Raw genomic sequence first — 17,450 nt, 5'->3', positions numbered from 1 at the left:
CCGGGCCGGCCGGCGCCTTAACGGTGCCTTGACCATGGCCTTGCGCCGGTCGCCTGTGGTAAGGAAGCTTCAAGGCTAACGCTTCTACAACGGGAGACGGGCACAATTTGGCCGTCTTGCGCAGTCAGAGGTCGCCTGTGTCTGGCCGGCCGTTCGATGGGATTGACGACGTGGCATTGAAGCAACTCACGCTCGTGGCTCTGGTTGCATTGTCCCTGGGCGCCTGCGAGGAAAACCGCTATCGCGGCTCCGCGCGCCATCACATCCCGATCCCGGCCGCGACCTATGCGCTGATGTCCGAGAAGGGCATGAGCAAGGATCAGCCGATCCTGATCCGGTCCTACAAGAAGGAATCGGAGCTCGAGGTCTGGAAGCGCAAGGCCAATGGCCAGTATGCACTGCTCAAGACCTACCCGATGTGCCGCTGGTCCGGCCAGCTCGGCCCCAAGATCCGCGAAGGCGACCGGATGGCGCCCGAGGGCTTCTACGCGATCAGCCCCGCGCAGATGAACCCGAACTCGGCCTATTACGTCTCCTTCAACATGGGCTACCCCAACGCCTATGACCGGGCCCATGGCCGCACCGGCGCACATCTGATGGTGCATGGCGCCTGCTCCTCCGCCGGCTGCTATTCGATGACCGACGACCAGATGGGCGAGATCTACGCGCTCGTCCGCGAGGCCCACAATGGCGGCCAGCGGACGGTGCAGATGCAGGCCCTGCCCTTCCGGATGACGCCGGAGAACCTCGCCAAGCACCGGCTCGATTCCAACATCGCCTTCTGGAAGAACCTGAAGGAAGGCACCGACTATTTCGAGGTGACCGGCGACGAGCCGCAGGTCGCCGTCAATGGTGGCCGCTACGTCTTCAACGCCGGCAATGGCGACCCCGCCGTCGCCCAGGCCGTGCAGCGCAAGCGCCAGCAGGACGAAACTCAGGTCGCGGCCCTCGTCGCCAGGGGCACGCCCGCGGTCAAGCTGATCTATGACGACGGCGACCAGCACGGCACCTTCAAGCGCACCCTCGTCGCCAGTGGCTCCGACACCTTGAACCGCGCCGCCTCCTGGGGTTCGCGCGATGTCGGGATCAGCCGCCCCGATGCGCTGACCGCCGGCCCGCGCGTCGTCGTGCTCGACGACAGGGGCAATGCCAAGGCCACGATCCGGGCCGAATCGGCCGACAACGAGGTCGTCCTGGCAGCGGTCGCCGCTGCCGCGGCCAAGCCGGAGCCTGCCAGGAGCGAACCCGCGAAGCCCGAGCCGGCCCGCGCCGCGGCGCCGGCGGCCACGACCCAGCTTGCACGGGTTCAGCCCGGCGCGGCCACCGCGGCACCGGTGACCACGGGATCCTTCGGAACGGCTTCCGCCGAAAGCGAGCCCTTCTATCGGCGTGCACTGAGTTTCGTGCCGCTGATCGGCGCGCCAGGCGGATCGCAGGCCAGCGCCCCGGTGGCCTCCGTCGTGCCCACGACACCGACCGAGGTCGTCGCACCTCTGCCGCCGCGTCGCACGGATCGTCTGCGCACCACCCGGCTGGACCAGCCTGCCACCGCCTTTGCCAGCCAGCCGGCGACGCGCTGAGTCAGACGAACCGGCCCGGGCTCAGGCAGGCGGACGCCGCCTCGCCCGTTCGGCTGTGATTGTCCGATCCATGCCGATACGAGCCCCGAAGCGCGCCGGTGCGTGACGGGCCTCGAGCACGTGCCTGGAACGGTGATAAGGACGCCTCCTCGGCGGGGGCCGGCCCCCGCCGCCGCCTCCTGACCCCGCCGCGGATCGCCGATGTCGAGTGGGCCGGGCGGAGCCCGCCCCGGATCAGACCCAGCCCATCAACTCGCGGCGCACCACGGCCTCGATCGCGTCGACGCCTTCGGGCGAATCGTTCAGGCAGGGCATATAGGCGAATTGCTGCCCGCCATTGTGCAGGAAGATCTCGCGGTTCTCGACATCGAGCTCCTCGAGCGTCTCGAGGCAATCAGCCGAGAAGCCCGGCGCCACGATCGCCATCGACTTCACGCCCGACGAGGCCAGCGACTTCACCGTCTCGTCGGTATAGGGCTTCAGCCACTCATCGGGCCCGAAGCGGGACTGGAAGGTCATGCGGAAGCGCTCGCGGCTGTAGCCGAGTTCCTCGCGCAGCAGCCGCCAGGTCTTGGCGCAGTGGCAGTGATAGGGGTCGCCCTTGAGCAAATAGTCCTTCGGCATGCCGTGGAAGGAGCAGAGGATGACCTCGGGGTCGAAATCGAGCTTGGCCAGCGAGGCGCGCATCGAATCCGCCAGCGCTTTGATGTAGGCCGGGTCGTCGTGATAGGGCGGCGCCACGCGCACCGCCGGCTGCCAGCGCATCGTCATCAGCGCCCGGAAGGCCTGGTCGCAGGCCGTCGCCGAGGTCGGCGCCGCATATTGCGGGTAGAGCGGCACCATCAGGATGCGGTCGCAGCCCTGGGCGAGCAGCGCCTCCAGCCGGCTCTTCACATCCGGCAGGCCGTAGCGCATCGCCCAGTCGAAGACGAGCCGTTCGCCATGCTCGGCCGTGAGCCGCGCCGCGAGCTGCTCGGTCTGCGAGCGCGTGATCGTCTTCAGCGGCCCCTCGTCGCGCTCATTGTTCCAGACCGAAGCGTAATCCTTGCCCTTGCGGCTCGGCCGGGTGGTCAGGATCACGAGGTTGAGCAACGGCCACCACAGCCAGCGCGAGGTCTCGATCACCCGCCGGTCGGAGAGGAACTCCTTGAGATAGGCGCGCATCGGCCAGTAGGTCGTGCCCTCGGGCGTGCCGAGATTCATCAGCAGCACGCCGATGCGCCCGGTGCGGACCGGCGGATGGTCGGGCGGGAGCACCACGGCCCTCATATCGGCGGCCGGCTTGGTCTGGACTGTCATGATCGCGGATGTCCTTCAGGCACCGGCCGGGGACCGGGAACACGGCTTGCGGCGAGGCCGGATGCGAAACTCACGCCTGCGGCCGGGATCGCCCTGGCGCGCGCCCCTGCCGCAGGCGTGATTTAGACGAGTTACCAGTTTCGTCCAGTGCGACGCAAAGGGGTGCGACATCACATGACGCCGCAGATGTCCTGCAGGCACCTGTGGTTCCGCTGGCCAGCATGGCGCGGGCTTTGCTAATCTGGAGCAGTTCTCAAGCAGAGGCGTCCTCGCATGACCAAGCTCACCCGCCGCAACGCGCTCGGCGTCATCGCCGCACCGGCCGCGCTCGCCGCCACCGCCCCGGCCGCGATCGCGCAGCAGCCGGCGCCAGCCTTCACCCTGCTGCTGGTCAACGACATCTACAAGATGAGCGACGACAAGGGCCGTGGCGGCTTCGCGCGGGCGGCCGGCATCGCCAGGGCCGAGCGCGCCAAGGGCGTGCCGCTGCTCTTCTGCCATGCCGGCGACTGCTACTCGCCCTCGCTGATGTCGGGTTTCGACCAGGGCGCCCATATCGTCGCGATGCAGAACAAGATGGGGCTCGACGTCTTCGTGCCCGGAAACCATGAATTCGACTTCGGCAAGGAGAACTATCTTAAGCTGACGGCCGCCCAGACCTACCCGACCTTCGCCGCCAATCTGCGCGACGCGGCCGGCCAGCCCCTGCCCGGCCACAAGGATTCGCAGATCTTCGAGCTCGGCGGCTTCAAGGTCGGCGTCATCGGCACGACCTTCGATCCCACGCCGCAGATTTCCAATCCCGGCGACCTGAAGTTCTCCTCGACGATGGAGGCGCTGCGCCGCGAGGCGAAGGTGCTGAAGAGCCAGGGCGCCGACGTGCTCGTCGCGGTCGTCCATGCCGACCGGGCCATGGACAACGAGATCGTCCGCTCGCGCGTCGTCGACATCCTGCTCACCGGCCACGACCACGACCTCGCCATCGCCTATGACGGCAGGGTCGTGATGGTGGAGTCCAACGAAGAGGGCAATTACGTCACCGCCATCGACGTGGCCGTCAGCGTGCGTGGCGAGGGTGCAGCCCGGCAGGTTTCCTGGACCCCGACCTTCCGCGTCAACGACTCCCGGTCGGCCACGCCCGACCCCGAGGTCGCGGCCCTGGTGAAGGGCTACGAATCCGAGCTCTCCAAGGAGCTCGACATCGACGTCGCCGTGCTGGCCGCGCCGCTCGATTCCCGCACCGGCGTCATCCGCACCCAGGAGGCGGCGATCGGCAACCTCATCGCCGACGCAATCCGCGCCGCCACCGGCGCCAAGCTCGCCATCACCAATGCCGGCGGCATCCGCGCCAACAAGCAGTATCCGGCCGGCCACAAGCTGACCCGTCGCGACGTGCTGAGCGAACTGCCCTTCGGCAATGCGACCGTGATGGTCGAGATCACCGGCAAGGACGTCAAGGACGCGCTCGAGAACGGCCTGCGCAACGCGCCCCAGGGTGCGGGACGCTTCCCCGTCATCTCCGGCTTCAAATTCGAGGCGGATCTGAAGCAGCCCCAGGGCTCCCGCGTGCTCTCGATCACGGTCGATGGCCAGCCGATCGACCCGGCCGGCAAATACACCGTCGCCTCGAACGACTTCATGCTGGGGGGCGGCGATGGTTACACGGCGCTGGCGCGCGGCAAGACGCTGATCGGCCTGACCGACGGCAAGCTGATGGCCAATGAGGTGATGGTCTATCTGCGCAAGCTCGGCACGATCGACGCCAGGGTCGAGGGCCGGATCGTCCTGAAGTGAGCTGCCGCGCGGCGCTCGCCGCCTTTCGCACGGGGGCCGGGCCGACGGGCTGGGGCGCGCTCCCGGTCTTTGCCCCCGGCGGAGCGGCCGAGCACGCCTGCGCCGCCGCCGATGCCGAGCGCGAAGCGGGCCATGTCGTCGCGCCGGCGCCCGAGCGCGTCTTCGCGGCGCTGTCCCTGACGCCTCTGGAGAGCGTGCGCGTCGTCATTCTCGGCCAGGACCCCTATCCGACGCCGGGCCACGCCAATGGCCTTGCCTTCTCCTATGTCGGCCCGCCGCCACTGCCGCGCTCGCTCGTCAACATCTTCCGCGAACGCCAGTCCGATCTCGGCCTGGCCCCGCCTGCCGATGGCGATCTCACGCGCTGGGCCAGACAGGGCGTGCTGCTGCTCAACACCGCGCTGACCGTGCGCGAGGGCGCCTCCAAGGCCGGCTCTCATCTGCTGCTCGGCTGGGGCGCCGTGACGGATGCGCTCATCGGCGCCGTCTCCGCGACGCGGCCTCACGTCGTCTTCATCCTCTGGGGCAAGCCGGCCCAGACCAAGCGCGCCCTCGTCGACGAGGGCCGCCACCATGTGCTGGAAAGCCCCCACCCCTCGCCCCTTTCGGCGAGCCGCGGCTTCTTCGGCTCCCGACCCTTCTCCCACGCCAATGCCTGGCTGGAGCGGCAGGGCGAGGCGCCGATCCGCTGGTAAGCGCGCCCTCCTGCGCCAAGGAACTTCAGCAGGTCGAGGGACGTTGCTTGCGCGAACGGCAGGGGCAGTCAGACCTTCAGGAGGACGCCATGCGTCTGGACGCCAAGGAATACCTCGCATTCGGCCTGATCGCCGTGATGATGCTGTCGCCGCTCGCCGCCGCCATGTTCGCAGCCGACGAGCCCGAGTTGCAGCACAAGGCCCGCACGGACCTGATCCAGCCAGACCCCACCAAGCCGCCGACCGGCGCGCCGCCACCGCCCACGCCGCAGCAGTAACGGCTCTGCAGCAGCGCTTCAGCCGACGGGACGCTCGTCCGCGATCACCTTGCCGTCATTCGGCAACGAGCCCATCGGCAGGATTTCGACCGAGCCCTTGAGCTTGGTCACCTGCTGCAGGGTCGACGACATTGCGTCGATGAGCCCGGCCGGCTGGGCGTAGATTTCCGCCTTCAGCGTCATCGTGTCGGCCTCGTCGGCGCGACCGACGACGAGGCGCAGCTTGTGCACCTCGCTGTGCCGCCGCGCGATCTCGGCGATCTGCTCGGGCCGCACGAACATGCCCTTGATCTTGGCGGTCTGGTCGGCGCGGCCCATCCAGCCCTTGATGCGAGCGTTGGTCCGCCCGCAGGCGCTGGCCCCCGGCATCAGCGCCGTGAGGTCGCCGACCGCGAGGCGGATCTGCGGGTGGTGCGGATCGAGATTGGTCACGACGATCTCGCCGACCTCGCCGGCTTCCACGGGGTTGCCCGTGCCCGGCCGGACGATCTCGACGATCAGGTTCTCGTTCAGCACCATGCCCTCGCGGGCAGACGTCTCATAGGCGATGATGCCGACATCGGCCGTGGCGTAGAGCTGGTAGGCGTCGATGCCGCGCTCGCGCACCCAGGCCTGCAGCGAGGGCGGGAAGGCAGCCCCCGAGACGACCGCGCGTTTGATGCAGGAGATGTCGACGCCCCGGCTCTCGGCGGCCTCGACCAGGATCTTCAGGAAATCGGGCGTGCCGGCATAGGCCGTCGGCCGGTAGGCGGCGATGACCTCCATCTGCTGCTCGGTATTGCCCGGCCCGGCCGGAATCACGGCGCAGCCCAAGGCGCGCGCGCCGGAATCCATGATGAATCCGCCCGGCGTCAGATGGTAGCCGAAGGTGTTGAGCACGATGTCTCCGGGCCGGAAGCCCGCTGCGAACAGCCCCCGCGCCGCGCCCCAGGGATCGGCCCCCGTTCCCTCCGGTTCGAAGATCGGCCCCGGCGAGGTGAACAGCCGGCCGAAGCCGCCGGCCGCCACCGGCACGAAGCCGCCGAAGGGCCAGGCCTCTTTCTGCAGCGCCGGCAGATCCGCCTTGCGCAGCACCGGCAGCGTCGACAGCGCATTGCGGTCGGTGATCGCGGCGGGATCGATGGTGCCGAGGTGGCGCGCATAGGCCGGTGCCTGCATCGCCGCCGCCAGCACGGCGGGCAGCCGCGCGAACAGATCGGCCTCGCGGGCGTCGGGCGCGCGGGTTTCGAGAGCGTCGTGATGCTCGGTCATGGCGCGGTCCCTTCAGTCACGATGGCTCGGCGCCTTCTGTCAGGCCTGGCCGGTTCGTCATTGCGAGCGCAGCGAAGCAATCCAGGAGTGGCAGCACTCGACGTCGCCTGGATTGCTTCGCTGCGCTCGCAATGACGGGGAAGCGTCCTCCTCACGACAGCCACCGCTTGCGGCGCTTGTAGCTCTTCACCTCGCGAAAGGACTTCTTGTCGCCCTCGGAGACGCCGAGATAGAACTCCTTCACGTCCTCGTTCTCGCGCAGCATCTTGGCGTCGCCGTCCATGACGATGCGGCCGGTCTCCATGATGTAGCCATAGGTGGCGTAGCGCAGGGCCATGTTGGTGTTCTGCTCGGCAACGAGGAAGGAGACGCCGTCTTCGGCGTTGAGCCGCCGCACGATCTCGAAGATCTCCTCGACGATCTGCGGCGCCAGCCCCATCGAGGGCTCGTCGAGCAGGATCATCTTGGGCTTCGACATCATCGCGCGGCCGACCGCGCACATCTGCTGCTCGCCGCCCGAGGTGTAGCCGGCCTGTGAATTGCGGCGCTGCTTCAGCCGCGGGAACAGCTCGTAGATCTTCTCGAGATCGCGCTTGATAGCGGCGTTGCCGTCGCGGCGCGTGAAGGCGCCGGTCAGCAGGTTTTCCTCGATCGAGAGATGGCCGAAGCAGTGGCGCCCCTCCATCACCTGGATGCAGCCGCGCCGCACCAGTTCATTCGGCGACATCCGGTCGACGCGCTCGCCCTCGAACACGATCGAGCCCTTGGTGACCTCGCCGCGCTCGGCCTTGAGCAGGTTGGAGATCGCCTTCAGCGTCGTCGTCTTGCCGGCGCCATTGGCGCCGAGGATCGCGACGATGCCCTTGCGCGGGACATGCAGCGACACCCCCTTCAGCACGAGGATGACGTGATCATAGATCACCTCGATGTTGTTCAGCGACAGGATCGTGTCGGCTGCGGGGGTCGTGGCGGTCGACTGGTCGAGTGTGGCGGTGGACATGCAAACCTCCAACCCTTCTCCCCTCGGGGGAGAAGGTGGCTGCGAAGCAGACGGATGAGGGAAGTCTCCCTCGCCCTCATCCGTCCTTCCCTCATCCGGCCCGGCTACGCCGAGCCACCTTCTCCCCCGAGGGGAGAAGGGTCAGTTCACGACGACTTCTCGCAGGCTTCCGTCCGCTTCGGCCAGTTGCCGGCCTTCTGGGTGTAGTCCTTGGCCGCGGCCTCGATCAGCGGCCGGACTTCGTCCTTCATCGGCTCGAGCCAGTCGCCCTTCTTGGTCCACTTCGTCCCGTCCCACTCGGCGACATAGGCCTTGCTGTGGCCGGAATGGTCGGTGCAGGAGATCGTCGTCGGCGTGGCGAAGCCTTCCATGCCGATTTCCTTCAGCCGCGCCTCGGTGACGTTCAGCGCCTCGAGCCCGCGGCGCATATCCTCGCCGGTGATGACCTTCTTGCCGGTGATGCGCTGCGCGTTGCGGATGCCCTCGACCATCAGCATCGAGTTGTAGACGCCGCGGTTGTAGAGGTTCTCGCCGACCTTCTCCTTCGGCGCGAGGCTCTTGCCCTTGTCGACGACGAACTTCTGGATGTCCTGGATGACCGGGAAGTTGGTGCCGGCCGCGTTCAGGTTGAGCGACTTGTAGCCCTTCGCCTCCGGCCCGCCGGCACGCGCGTCGTCGTCGCCGCCCGCCCACCAGACGCCGACCAGCTTGTTGATCGGGAAGTTGTTCTTGATCGCCTCCTTCACCGCGGTCGGGTTCATCGCGCCCCAGCCCTGGTTGTAGAGGTAATCGGGCCGGTCACGCCGGATCGAGAGCCAGAGCGAACCCTGGTTCTGCATGTCGGCGGCGGCGACCGGATAGAGCTTGACCTCGAAGCCGTATTTCTTGGCGAGGTTCTCGAGCACCGGGATCGGCTCCTTGCCGAAGGGCGCGTCGAGATGGATCAGGCCGAGCTTCTTGCCCTTGAGCTTGTCCATGCCGCCGAGTTCGGCCGCCATGTGCTTCACCATCAGCGAAGCGCCGTCCCAATAGGTGAAGGGCGGGATGAAGACCCAGGGGAAGGCGTTGCCGTCGGCCGAGGCCGAAAGGCCATAGGCCATCGACAGGATCGGGATCTTGTCGATATGGGAGCGCGGGATGGCGGCCAGCGTCGCACCCGTCGACCAGGGCGAATAGACGATGGTGTTCTTCGCCTTGGCCTGCTCGTAGCACTCGATCGACTTCTTGGTGTCGTAGCCGGTCTCGCACTCCTCATAGACGATCTTGACGCCGTTCACGCCGCCGTCGCGCTCGTTGATCATCGTCATGTAGTCGCGCATGCCGTCACCGATCGGAATGCCCGATCCGGCGAAGGGCCCGGTGCGATAGGCGTTGTTGGAGACGTAGATCGTGTCTTGCGCGGCGGCAGGAGCCGCGAAGCCGGCGGCGGCGAGCAATGCGCCGAGCGCGGCGCCCTTCATCAGATGCTGTGTCTTCATCGGTCGTCCTCCGTTCGTTTCCCTCCGGCGGTGGTGTCGAGACCCCGCCGGTCTTTTGTCCGCCCGCGTCCTTGAAGGCCGATGCGGGTCGTCGTCCGGTCCGTTCCTCAGTAGGGGAACGGCCATGTTCGCAGTTTCTGCTTCCCGATCTGCCAGAGCCGCGCGAGCCCATGCGGCTCGACGATCAGGAACACGATGATCAGCCCGCCGATCAGCATGAAGGTGACGTGCTCGGCGGTGGCGCCCGCCATCGGCACGCCGAGCGCCGGCAGCCCGAACTTCATCGCGGTGGGCAGGATCGAGAGGAAGGCGGCGCCGAAGAAGGAGCCGATCAGCGAGCCCAGCCCGCCGATGATGACCATAAACAGGATGTTGAAGGAGAGGCGGATCGAAAAGGCATCCGCCGCTTCGCCGCCGCCATACCAGAGGAAGATCATCATCGCCCCGGCGACGCCGGCATAGAAGGACGACACCGCGAAGGCGAGCAGCTTGGCGTTGAGCAGCTTGATACCCATCAGCTCGGCGGCGATGTCCATGTCGCGCACCGCCATCCAGGAGCGACCGATCTTGCCGTGCACGAGGTTCGAGGCGAACCAGGTCAGGACCACGACGAGGCAAAGGCAGACAAAATAGCGGGTCTCCGGCGTGGCCAGCGCGCCGGTCACGGGCACGCCGAAGACCAGGCGCTGCGGCACCTCGATCGCGCCCGAGGCGTTGTAGTTGTAGAGCCAGGGGACGCGCACGAAGGCCCATTGCAGGAAGAACTGCGCCGCCAGCGTCGCCACCGCGAGGTAGAAACCCTTGATCCGCAGCGAGGGCAGGCCGAACAGCACGCCGATCGCCGCCGAGAACAGGCCTGACGCCAGGATCAGGACGATGATGTTCACATCCGGAAAGATGGTCGTCAGCTTGTAGCAGGCATAGGCGCCCACCCCCATGAAGGCGGCCGTGCCGAGCGAGATCAGCCCGGTATAGCCGGTGAGGATGTTCAGCCCGATCGCCGCCATCGAGAAGACGAGGAAGGGGATCATCACCGAGGTGATGAAGAAGTCGTCCCCGAAATAGGGAATCGCGACGAAGGCGATGGCGAGGATGATCGCCAGGCCGATCCGGTCCTGCCGGATCGGGAACACGGCCATGTCGGCCTGGTAGGTGGATTTGAACTGGCCGGCCTCGCGGTAAAACATGTCCCGGCCCTCAAATCCGCTCGATGATCTTGTCGCCGAACAGGCCCTGCGGCCTGAACAGCAGGAAGCCCAGCGCGATGAAGTAGGCCAGCCAGCTCTCGATGCCGCCGCCGATCAGCGGGCCCCAGTAGAACTCACCCATCTTCTCGCCGATGCCGATGATCAGCCCGCCGATGATCGCGCCGGGGATCGAGGTGAAGCCACCCAGGATCAGAACGGGGAGGGCCTTCAGCGCCACGATCTCGAGCGCGAACGACACGTCCGAGCGCGCGCCCCACATGATGCCGGTGATCAGCGCGACGATGCCGGCGGTGAACCAGACGATGACCCAGATCTGGTTCAGCGAGATGCCGACCGAGAGCGCCGCCTTGTGGCTGTCGGCGACCGCCCGCAGCGCCCGCCCGATGCGGGTGTACTGGAAGAACAGCGCCAGCACCGCGATCATCACCGAGGCGATGATCGCGGCGGCGATGTCGATCTTCTGCAGCGACACGAAGCCGCCGAGGATCTTCAGGTCGATCGCCCCCTTGGGCAGGTAGAGCTGCTCGGTGATCATCTGCTTGGGGTTGCCGCCGAAGACGGATTCGCCGAGCCCGATCAGGAAATAGGTGATCCCGAAGGTCGCCATGAACAGGATGATGTCGGGCTGATTCACCAGCGGCCGCAGCACCACGCGCTCGATCGTCACCGCCAGCACGAACATCACGCCCAGCGTCAGGATCACCGCCAGGAAGGCCGGCACGCCCATCTCGTAGAGCCCGACCAGCGTCAGCGCCGAGAACACCACCATGATGCCCTGGGCGAAGTTGAACACGCCCGACGCCTTGAAGATCAGCACGAAGCCGAGCGCGATCAGCGCATAGAGCACGCCCGAGACCAGGCCCTCCCAGATGGTCTGGACCAGCAGGTCCGGCGCCGACGCCATCTGCGCAAAGGGATCGATGACGATCTTGTAGAGCGTCCCCGATCCATCGAGGCGCGCGCCGATGAGCGCGGCCGCGACGATGGCGGCGAGGATCAGGGCGGCCTTGACCCAGCCATTGGCGAGAAGGTTCGGCGCGGGCCGTGCGGCGACGTCGCTCATGGCTGGTTGTCCTGGTTGCGGAAGGTCCGCTTGCCGTCATTGCGAGGAGGCGCAGCCGACGAAGCAATCCAGCGACGCAGCAAAGCGCTGGATTGCTTCGCTGCGCTCGCAATGACGGGGAGGCGCTGATGCGTGATCGTCATCAATGCGCCACTCCCAGATAGGCATCGATCACCTTCTGGTCGGCCTTGACCTCGGCCGGCGTGCCGTCAGCGATCTTGCGGCCGTATTCGAGCACGACGACGCGGTCGGAGAGGTCCATGACCACGCCCATGTCGTGCTCGATCAGGGCGATGGTGGTGCCGAACTGCTGGTTCACGTCGAGGATGAAACGGCACATGTCCTCCTTCTCCTCGAGGTTCATGCCGGCCATCGGCTCGTCGAGCAGCAGCAACTCCGGCTCCATCGCCAGCGCCCGGCCGAGCTCGACACGCTTCTGCAGGCCATAGGGCAGCTTGCCGACGGGGAGCTTGCGGATGTGCTCGATCTGCAGGAAGTCGATGATGTCCTCGACGACCTTGCGATGCTCGATCTCTTCATTCATCGCCGGCCCGTGGCGCAGCACCTGCCAGAAGAAGCCGCGATTCATCTTCAGCGTGCGGCCGGTCATGATGTTGTCGAGCGTCGACATGCCCTTGAACAGCGCGACGTTCTGGAAGGTGCGGGCGATGCCGGCGGCCGCCGCCTGATGCGGCCTCATCTTGTCGCGGCGCTGCCCCTTGAAGGTGATCTGCCCCTCCTGCGGCTGATAGAATCCGTTGATGCAGTTGAGCATCGACGTCTTGCCGGCACCGTTGGGGCCGATGATGGCGCGCACCTCGCCCTTGCGGATGTCAAAGGAGACATCCGAGATCGCCTTCACCCCGCCAAAGCGCAGCGAGACGTTCTCGACCGAGAGCAGCACCTCGCGCACGGGCGCACCCGTCATGGCCATCGGCTCCGCATTCATGCCGCAGCCCTCGCCGGTGCCGGCCGCTCGGCGGCGGTCGAGGGATAGATCGTCGCGTCGCGCACCTTGACGCGGGCCGAGATCACGCCCTTGCGGCCATCCTCGAAGGTGACCTCGGTGGAAATGTCGGCCTCCTGCGAGCCGTCATAGAGCGCGTCGACGAGCGGCGCGTAGCGATCGGCGATGAAGCCGCGCCGGACCTTTTGGGTCCGCGTCAGTTCACCGTCGTCGGCGTCGAGCTCCTTGTGCAGGATCAGGAAGCGCTTGATCTGCGCGCCGCCCATCAGCGGCTCGGCCGCGAGCGAGCGGTTCACCTCGTCCACATGGCCCGCGATCATGTCGTAGACCAGATCGTGCCCGGCGAGCTCCTGATAGGAGGCGTAGACGACGTTGTTGCGTTCGGCCCAGTTGCCGACCGCCGTGAGGTCGATATTCACCGCCACGGTGGCGTAGTCGCGCTCCTGCCCGAAGGCGACCGCCTCCTTGATGTTGGGGAAGAACTTCAGCTTGTTCTCGATATATTTCGGCGGGAACAGCTCGCCGGTCCGGAGCTTGCCGACATCCTTGGCCCGGTCGATGATCTTGAGGTGACCTTCTTCGTCGAAGAAGCCGGCATCGCCGGAGCGGACATAGCCGTCCGCCGTCATCGTCTCGGCGGTCTTCTCGGGGTCCTTGTAGTAGCCGCCGAAGATCGAGGGCGAGCGGTAGAGCACCTCGCCATTGTCGTCGATCCGGATCTCGACCAGCGGCGCCGGCCGGCCCACCGTGTCGGCGCGGATCTCGCCATTGGGCTGCATGGTGATGTAGACGCCGGCTTCCGTCTGCCCGTAGAGCTGCTTCAGGTTGACGCCGATCGAGCGGTAGAAACGGAACAGCTCGGGGCCGATCGCCTCGCCCGCCGTGTAGCCCACCTTGATCCGCGTCAGGCCGAAGCGGTTGCGCAGGGGACCGTAGACCAGCACGTCGCCGAGCCCGTAGAGCAGCCGCGCTCCCAGCGGCACGCTCTCGCCGTTGAGGATCTTCTCGCCATGCTCCTTGGCCACGCCGAGGAAGTAATGGAACATCTTCCGCTTCAGCGCGCCGGCATCCTCCATCCGCACCATGGTCAGGGTCAGCATGGTCTCGAAGACGCGCGGCGGCGCGAAGGCGTAGGTGGTGCCGACCTCGCGGCGGTCGTCGATCACCGTCTCCGGACCTTCCGGGCAGTTGACGCAGAAGCCGGCGACAATCGCCTGCGCATAGGAAAAGATGTGGTCGCCGACCCAGGCGATCGGCAGATAGGCGATGATCTCGTCGCTCTCGTTCAGCCCGTCAAACTGGCAGCCGATCTCGGCCGCCGCGATCACATTGGTATGGCTGAGCATCACGCCCTTGGGCCGCCCGGTGGTACCCGAGGTGTAGAGGATGATGCCGAGATCGGCGCCCGTACCCGCCAGCATCTCGCGCTCGAGCGCGGTGGCAGCCTCGGCGCTGCCGGCGAGGTCCTTCAGCCCGCCCGCGATGACCTCGTCGATCGGGTGCAGCGTGCCGTGGTCGTAGTCGCGCAGGCCCCGGGGCTCGTCATAGAGCATGTGCCGCAGGCTCGGCAGGCGCTCCGCGATCGAGAGGAGCTTGTCGACCTGCTCCTGGTCCTGCACCACGGCGAAGACCGCCTCGGCATGGTCGAGAACATAGGCCATCTCGTCGGCGACGCTGTCGGCATAGACCGGCACCGGCACGGCACCCAGCCATTGCGCCGCCGCCATCGCCCAGTAGAGCCGCGGCCGGTTGTAGCCGACGATCGCGACCTTCTCGCCGCGCCGGAGCCCGAGCGCCTGCAGGCCCCGCGCGAAGCCGCGCACCTGCTCGGTCACTTCAGCCCAGTTCCAGGACTGCCAGATGCCGAGGTCCTTGTGGCGGAACGCGACGCGCCCGCCCCGCTCGCGCGCATTGCGCAGCAGCAATTTCGGAAAGGTATCCGCCTGGCCGGCGCTCGCGCTTGCCATCGTCCGTCTCCACCCTGAGCAGGCCGGCGTACATCGCACCGGCCTTGGTTCGGGCCGCATTGGGCCTCGTTGGATGCAAGCCTCGCAGTGACGCATGCGCTTTGCAAGGGGAGGCTTGACAGACAACACGCGATTCGGGCGCTATTGTCTTGGGAGATTCCTTGCCGGCTTGGAATCATCGGCCTTCATTGCGTCCGCAGAAGGTCAGAGACGGTGATGCCAATCCCGGCCGCGTCAGCCTTCGTAGCGCGCCAGTCCCGCGACATCGAGGATCGTCACGCTGCCATGGCCGACCTCGAGCAGGCCGAGCGCAGCGAGCCGCGACAGCCCCTGATTGGCGATCTGGCGCGACATGCCGGCGAGCAGGCCGAGTTCCTCCTGGCTGACCTCCAGCGTGCGGCCCTCGTCGGGATAGAGCGTCGGGTTGAACAGCCAGGCGAGGTTGCGCGCCAGCCGTCCGGTCGAATCGAGCGTCCGCTCGGTCTCCGCCAGCGCGATGAACTGGGCCAGGCGCTCGTTGAACTGGTGCACCAGGAAGCGGTTGAAGGCCGCCGAATGCTCGAACAGCCAGAGGAAGGTCTGGCGGCGCATCAGGGCGAGCCTCGTCTCGCGCAGCGCCACGAGCTCGTAGCGCCGCAACTCGCCCTTGATGACGGTGCCTTCGCCGAACCAGGCCCCCGCCCTCATCCCCGCCAGCGTCGCCGACTTGCCCGTCTTCGAGGTCGTCGACATCTTCACCAGCCCGTCGGCGACGCCGGTCCAGGCCTCGAGCCGGTCGCCGACATGGCAGATATGGGCGCCCTTGCCGTAGCTGCGAAACGTGATGCCGCGCCGCGCCTCCTCGAACTCCTCCTCGCGCAGGTCGCGCGACCAGGCGGCGATGCGCTTCAGTTCGTCGGGCAGGATCACGGGGCCGGCTCTCCCTGGTCGCGGGCAGCCGCACTATGGGGCTGGCGCACAGCCGAACTCAAGCGCCGCCCGCCGCCGCAAGGCACGAAGGCGCCGCGATTTGGCCGCCTTTCTGGGCGATCCGCTCCCGGCGCGGACGGCTGGACGTCCGCGCCCGATTCACGCATCGTTAACCCTGCTGCGCCAGCTTGCGCCCATGCCGAGGACATCGCCCGTGGCACGCCGCCCCGCTCTCGCCGCCCTGCTCGCCCTCGCCGCCTGGGCCGGGCCGAGCGCCCCGGCCTCGGCGCATCCGCATGTCTTCGTCACCGCCCGCGCCGAAATCCTCTACGCGCCCGACGGGGCCGTGCGCGCGCTCAAGCATGTCTGGAGCTTCGACGAGGCCTATTCGGCCTATATCACGCAAGGGCTGGACAAGAACGGCGACGGCAAGCTGAGCTCGGACGAACTGGCCGAACTGGCCAAGGTCAATGTCGAATCCCTGCCCGATGTCGGCTTCTTCACCACCGCCAAGGCCAATGGCAAGGCGCAGGAATTCGGCACGCCAACGGGCGCCGGTCTCGTCTTCGAGAACAAGATCCTGACGCTGACCTACACGCTGCCGCTGAAGACGCCGGCCCATGCCAGCCGCTCCTTCGGCATCGAGATCGGCGACCCGACCTATTTCGTCGCCTTCGAGATCGTCGATGCGCCCGACGCGGTGATCGCCCGCGACGCGCCCAAGGGCTGCATCGTGCGCGTCGCCCGCCCGCCGAAGCTCAACCCCGCGATCCAGCAGAAGCTGGCGCAGGAGGACATCACCGCGACACCCGACACCAGCGGACTGCAGGTGACGACGCGCGCCCTCGTGGCCTGTCCTTGACCGGGCGATGTCGCTGAACATCCCCCGCCTCGCCCCGATGCCCTGGCCCGCCTTGTCGCGGCGCCTGATCATCATGGTGCTGGCGCTGGCGGTCGTCGCAGGCGGGCTCGCCCTGCTCGCCGCCCTTCTCTCCGCCTGGAGCCCGCCGCCCCCGCCACCGCCGCGCAACCCCTTCGGCGTGCCGCTGCCGCGCGAGGCGCCCCCCGCGACGACCGGGCTCGGCGGCATGATCCTCGGCTGGCAGTCCGCCTTCTACCGGGAGCTCACCGCTGCGCTGAAAGCCGTGGCGGCGAGTTCGACGGCGATCTGGGGCCTGCTCGGCCTTGCCTTCGGCTATGGCGTCTTTCACGCCGCCGGTCCCGGCCATGGCAAGGCGGTGATCTCGGGCTACATCGTCGCCGACGACCGCAGCCTGCGGCGCGGGCTAGGACTGAGCTTTGCCGCGGCGATCCTGCAGGCGCTCGTTGCGATCGCGCTGGTCGGCACTCTCACCATCGCCCTACGGCAGACGGCGCAGACGATGGCGGTCGCCACCGACTGGGTCGAGCGCGCGAGCTTCGCCCTCGTCGCCCTCGTCGGCACATGGGTGCTCTGGCGCAAGGCGGGCGCCCTGCTGGCGCTCGGACGCGGCGCGCAGGCGCATGATCCCTCCTGCGACCATGTCCACATGCCCACCCCCGACGAGATCGCCCGCCTGCGGACCTGGCGCGAGATGGCCGGCGTCGTCGTCGCGGCGGGGCTGCGGCCCTGCGCCGGCGCCATCATCATCCTCGTCTTCGCCGCCTCAGCCGGGCTGATCTGGGCCGGCATCGCCGCGGCCTTCGCGATGGCGCTCGGCACCGCCCTGACGACGGGCGCGCTCGCCACGCTCGCGGTCTTTTTCAAATTCGCCGCGCTGAAGCTGGCCGGGGGAGGCTCGCTCCGTGCCGCCCGCACCCTGGCGGTTCTGGAACTGCTGGCCGCCGCCTTCGTCGCCGTGCTGGGGGCTGCGCTCTATCTCGGCCTCGCCGCGGGCGGGGCCGGCTGACGCGATCCACATCCGCGCCAACAGCACTTCACGCCTCCCGCCTTTCGCCTAGACTGCCGCTCGCCGGACCAC

General features: G+C 67.5%; 16 protein-coding genes. 6 read left to right on the top strand and 10 right to left on the bottom strand.

Annotation, left to right across the window (positions count from 1 at the left end; all coding sequences use genetic code 11):
* The first annotated feature begins 170 nt into the window (after nucleotides 1-170).
* Complete coding sequence (locus SJY11_RS04225; protein WP_376985180.1) at nucleotides 171-1,580, top strand: hypothetical protein; 1,410 nt, start codon at nucleotides 171-173, stop codon at nucleotides 1,578-1,580.
* 234 nt (nucleotides 1,581-1,814) lie between these two features.
* Here the strand turns inward: SJY11_RS04225 and hemH are convergent, their stop codons facing one another.
* On the bottom strand, nucleotides 1,815-2,879 hold the full coding sequence (gene hemH / locus SJY11_RS04220; RefSeq protein WP_376985179.1) for a ferrochelatase: 1,065 nt from the start codon (nucleotides 2,877-2,879) through the stop codon (nucleotides 1,815-1,817).
* A 273-nt stretch (nucleotides 2,880-3,152) separates the two neighbouring features.
* Here hemH and SJY11_RS04215 point away from each other — a divergent pair, with 273 nt between their 5' ends.
* The 3 genes from SJY11_RS04215 (at nucleotide 3,153) to SJY11_RS04205 (ending at nucleotide 5,646) form a co-directional block, all read left to right on the top strand.
* A complete protein-coding gene (locus SJY11_RS04215; protein WP_376985177.1) occupies nucleotides 3,153-4,673 on the top strand; it encodes a bifunctional metallophosphatase/5'-nucleotidase in 1,521 nt (506 codons plus the stop codon).
* The gene (gene ung / locus SJY11_RS04210; protein WP_376985176.1) at nucleotides 4,670-5,368 is read left to right on the top strand and encodes a uracil-DNA glycosylase; all 699 of its coding nucleotides are present in this window, start codon (nucleotides 4,670-4,672) and stop codon (nucleotides 5,366-5,368) included. Before SJY11_RS04215 ends, ung begins: the two co-directional genes overlap by 4 nt.
* An 89-nt stretch (nucleotides 5,369-5,457) precedes the next feature.
* Entirely contained in the window at nucleotides 5,458-5,646 is a 189-nt protein-coding gene (locus SJY11_RS04205; protein WP_376985175.1) for a hypothetical protein, read from the top strand.
* Between the two features lie 18 nt (nucleotides 5,647-5,664).
* Here the strand turns inward: SJY11_RS04205 and SJY11_RS04200 are convergent, their stop codons facing one another.
* The 9 genes from SJY11_RS04200 to SJY11_RS04160 form a co-directional block, all read right to left on the bottom strand.
* Nucleotides 5,665-6,897 carry a phenylacetate--CoA ligase family protein gene (locus SJY11_RS04200; protein ID WP_376985174.1) on the bottom strand — a complete coding sequence of 411 codons (1,233 nt, stop codon included), beginning with the start codon at nucleotides 6,895-6,897 and terminating at the stop codon, nucleotides 5,665-5,667.
* 151 nt (nucleotides 6,898-7,048) lie between these two features.
* The gene (locus tag SJY11_RS04195; RefSeq protein WP_376985173.1) at nucleotides 7,049-7,897 is read right to left on the bottom strand and encodes an ABC transporter ATP-binding protein; all 849 of its coding nucleotides are present in this window, start codon (nucleotides 7,895-7,897) and stop codon (nucleotides 7,049-7,051) included.
* A gap of 146 nt (nucleotides 7,898-8,043) precedes the next feature.
* A complete protein-coding gene (locus SJY11_RS04190) occupies nucleotides 8,044-9,375 on the bottom strand; it encodes an ABC transporter substrate-binding protein (RefSeq protein ID WP_376985172.1) in 1,332 nt (443 codons plus the stop codon).
* Nucleotides 9,376-9,482: 107 nt separating this feature from the next.
* On the bottom strand, nucleotides 9,483-10,562 hold the full coding sequence (locus SJY11_RS04185) for a branched-chain amino acid ABC transporter permease (protein WP_326908735.1): 1,080 nt from the start codon (nucleotides 10,560-10,562) through the stop codon (nucleotides 9,483-9,485).
* A 10-nt stretch (nucleotides 10,563-10,572) separates the two neighbouring features.
* The gene (locus tag SJY11_RS04180; RefSeq protein ID WP_069056839.1) at nucleotides 10,573-11,487 is read right to left on the bottom strand and encodes a branched-chain amino acid ABC transporter permease; all 915 of its coding nucleotides are present in this window, start codon (nucleotides 11,485-11,487) and stop codon (nucleotides 10,573-10,575) included.
* A 155-nt stretch (nucleotides 11,488-11,642) separates the two neighbouring features.
* Nucleotides 11,643-11,789 carry a hypothetical protein gene (locus SJY11_RS04175; protein WP_376985171.1) on the bottom strand — a complete coding sequence of 49 codons (147 nt, stop codon included), beginning with the start codon at nucleotides 11,787-11,789 and terminating at the stop codon, nucleotides 11,643-11,645.
* The gene (locus SJY11_RS04170) at nucleotides 11,789-12,580 is read right to left on the bottom strand and encodes an ABC transporter ATP-binding protein (protein WP_376989249.1); all 792 of its coding nucleotides are present in this window, start codon (nucleotides 12,578-12,580) and stop codon (nucleotides 11,789-11,791) included. The genes SJY11_RS04175 and SJY11_RS04170 overlap by 1 nt, the downstream gene beginning before the upstream one ends.
* Before the next feature lie 11 nt (nucleotides 12,581-12,591).
* The gene (locus SJY11_RS04165) at nucleotides 12,592-14,580 is read right to left on the bottom strand and encodes an AMP-dependent synthetase/ligase (RefSeq protein ID WP_376985170.1); all 1,989 of its coding nucleotides are present in this window, start codon (nucleotides 14,578-14,580) and stop codon (nucleotides 12,592-12,594) included.
* Nucleotides 14,581-14,814: 234 nt separating this feature from the next.
* Nucleotides 14,815-15,489, bottom strand: a complete 675-nt coding sequence (locus SJY11_RS04160) for a Crp/Fnr family transcriptional regulator (protein WP_376985169.1) — start codon at nucleotides 15,487-15,489, stop codon at nucleotides 14,815-14,817.
* A 214-nt stretch (nucleotides 15,490-15,703) separates the two neighbouring features.
* On the opposite strand from SJY11_RS04160, the gene SJY11_RS04155 reads away from it, so the two are divergent.
* Together SJY11_RS04155 and SJY11_RS04150 are read left to right on the top strand one after the other, a co-directional pair.
* Nucleotides 15,704-16,351, top strand: coding sequence for a DUF1007 family protein (locus SJY11_RS04155; protein ID WP_376985168.1), 648 nt, complete (start codon nucleotides 15,704-15,706; stop codon nucleotides 16,349-16,351).
* Between the two features lie 7 nt (nucleotides 16,352-16,358).
* A complete protein-coding gene (locus SJY11_RS04150) occupies nucleotides 16,359-17,378 on the top strand; it encodes a nickel/cobalt transporter (RefSeq protein WP_376985167.1) in 1,020 nt (339 codons plus the stop codon).
* The last annotated feature ends 72 nt before the right edge of the window (nucleotides 17,379-17,450 follow it).

This window comes from Allobosea sp. R86505 (genome assembly GCF_042466375.1).
Taxonomy (GTDB): Bacteria; Pseudomonadota; Alphaproteobacteria; order Rhizobiales; family Beijerinckiaceae; genus Allobosea.
This window is presented reverse-complemented; position numbering and strand designations above follow the sequence as displayed.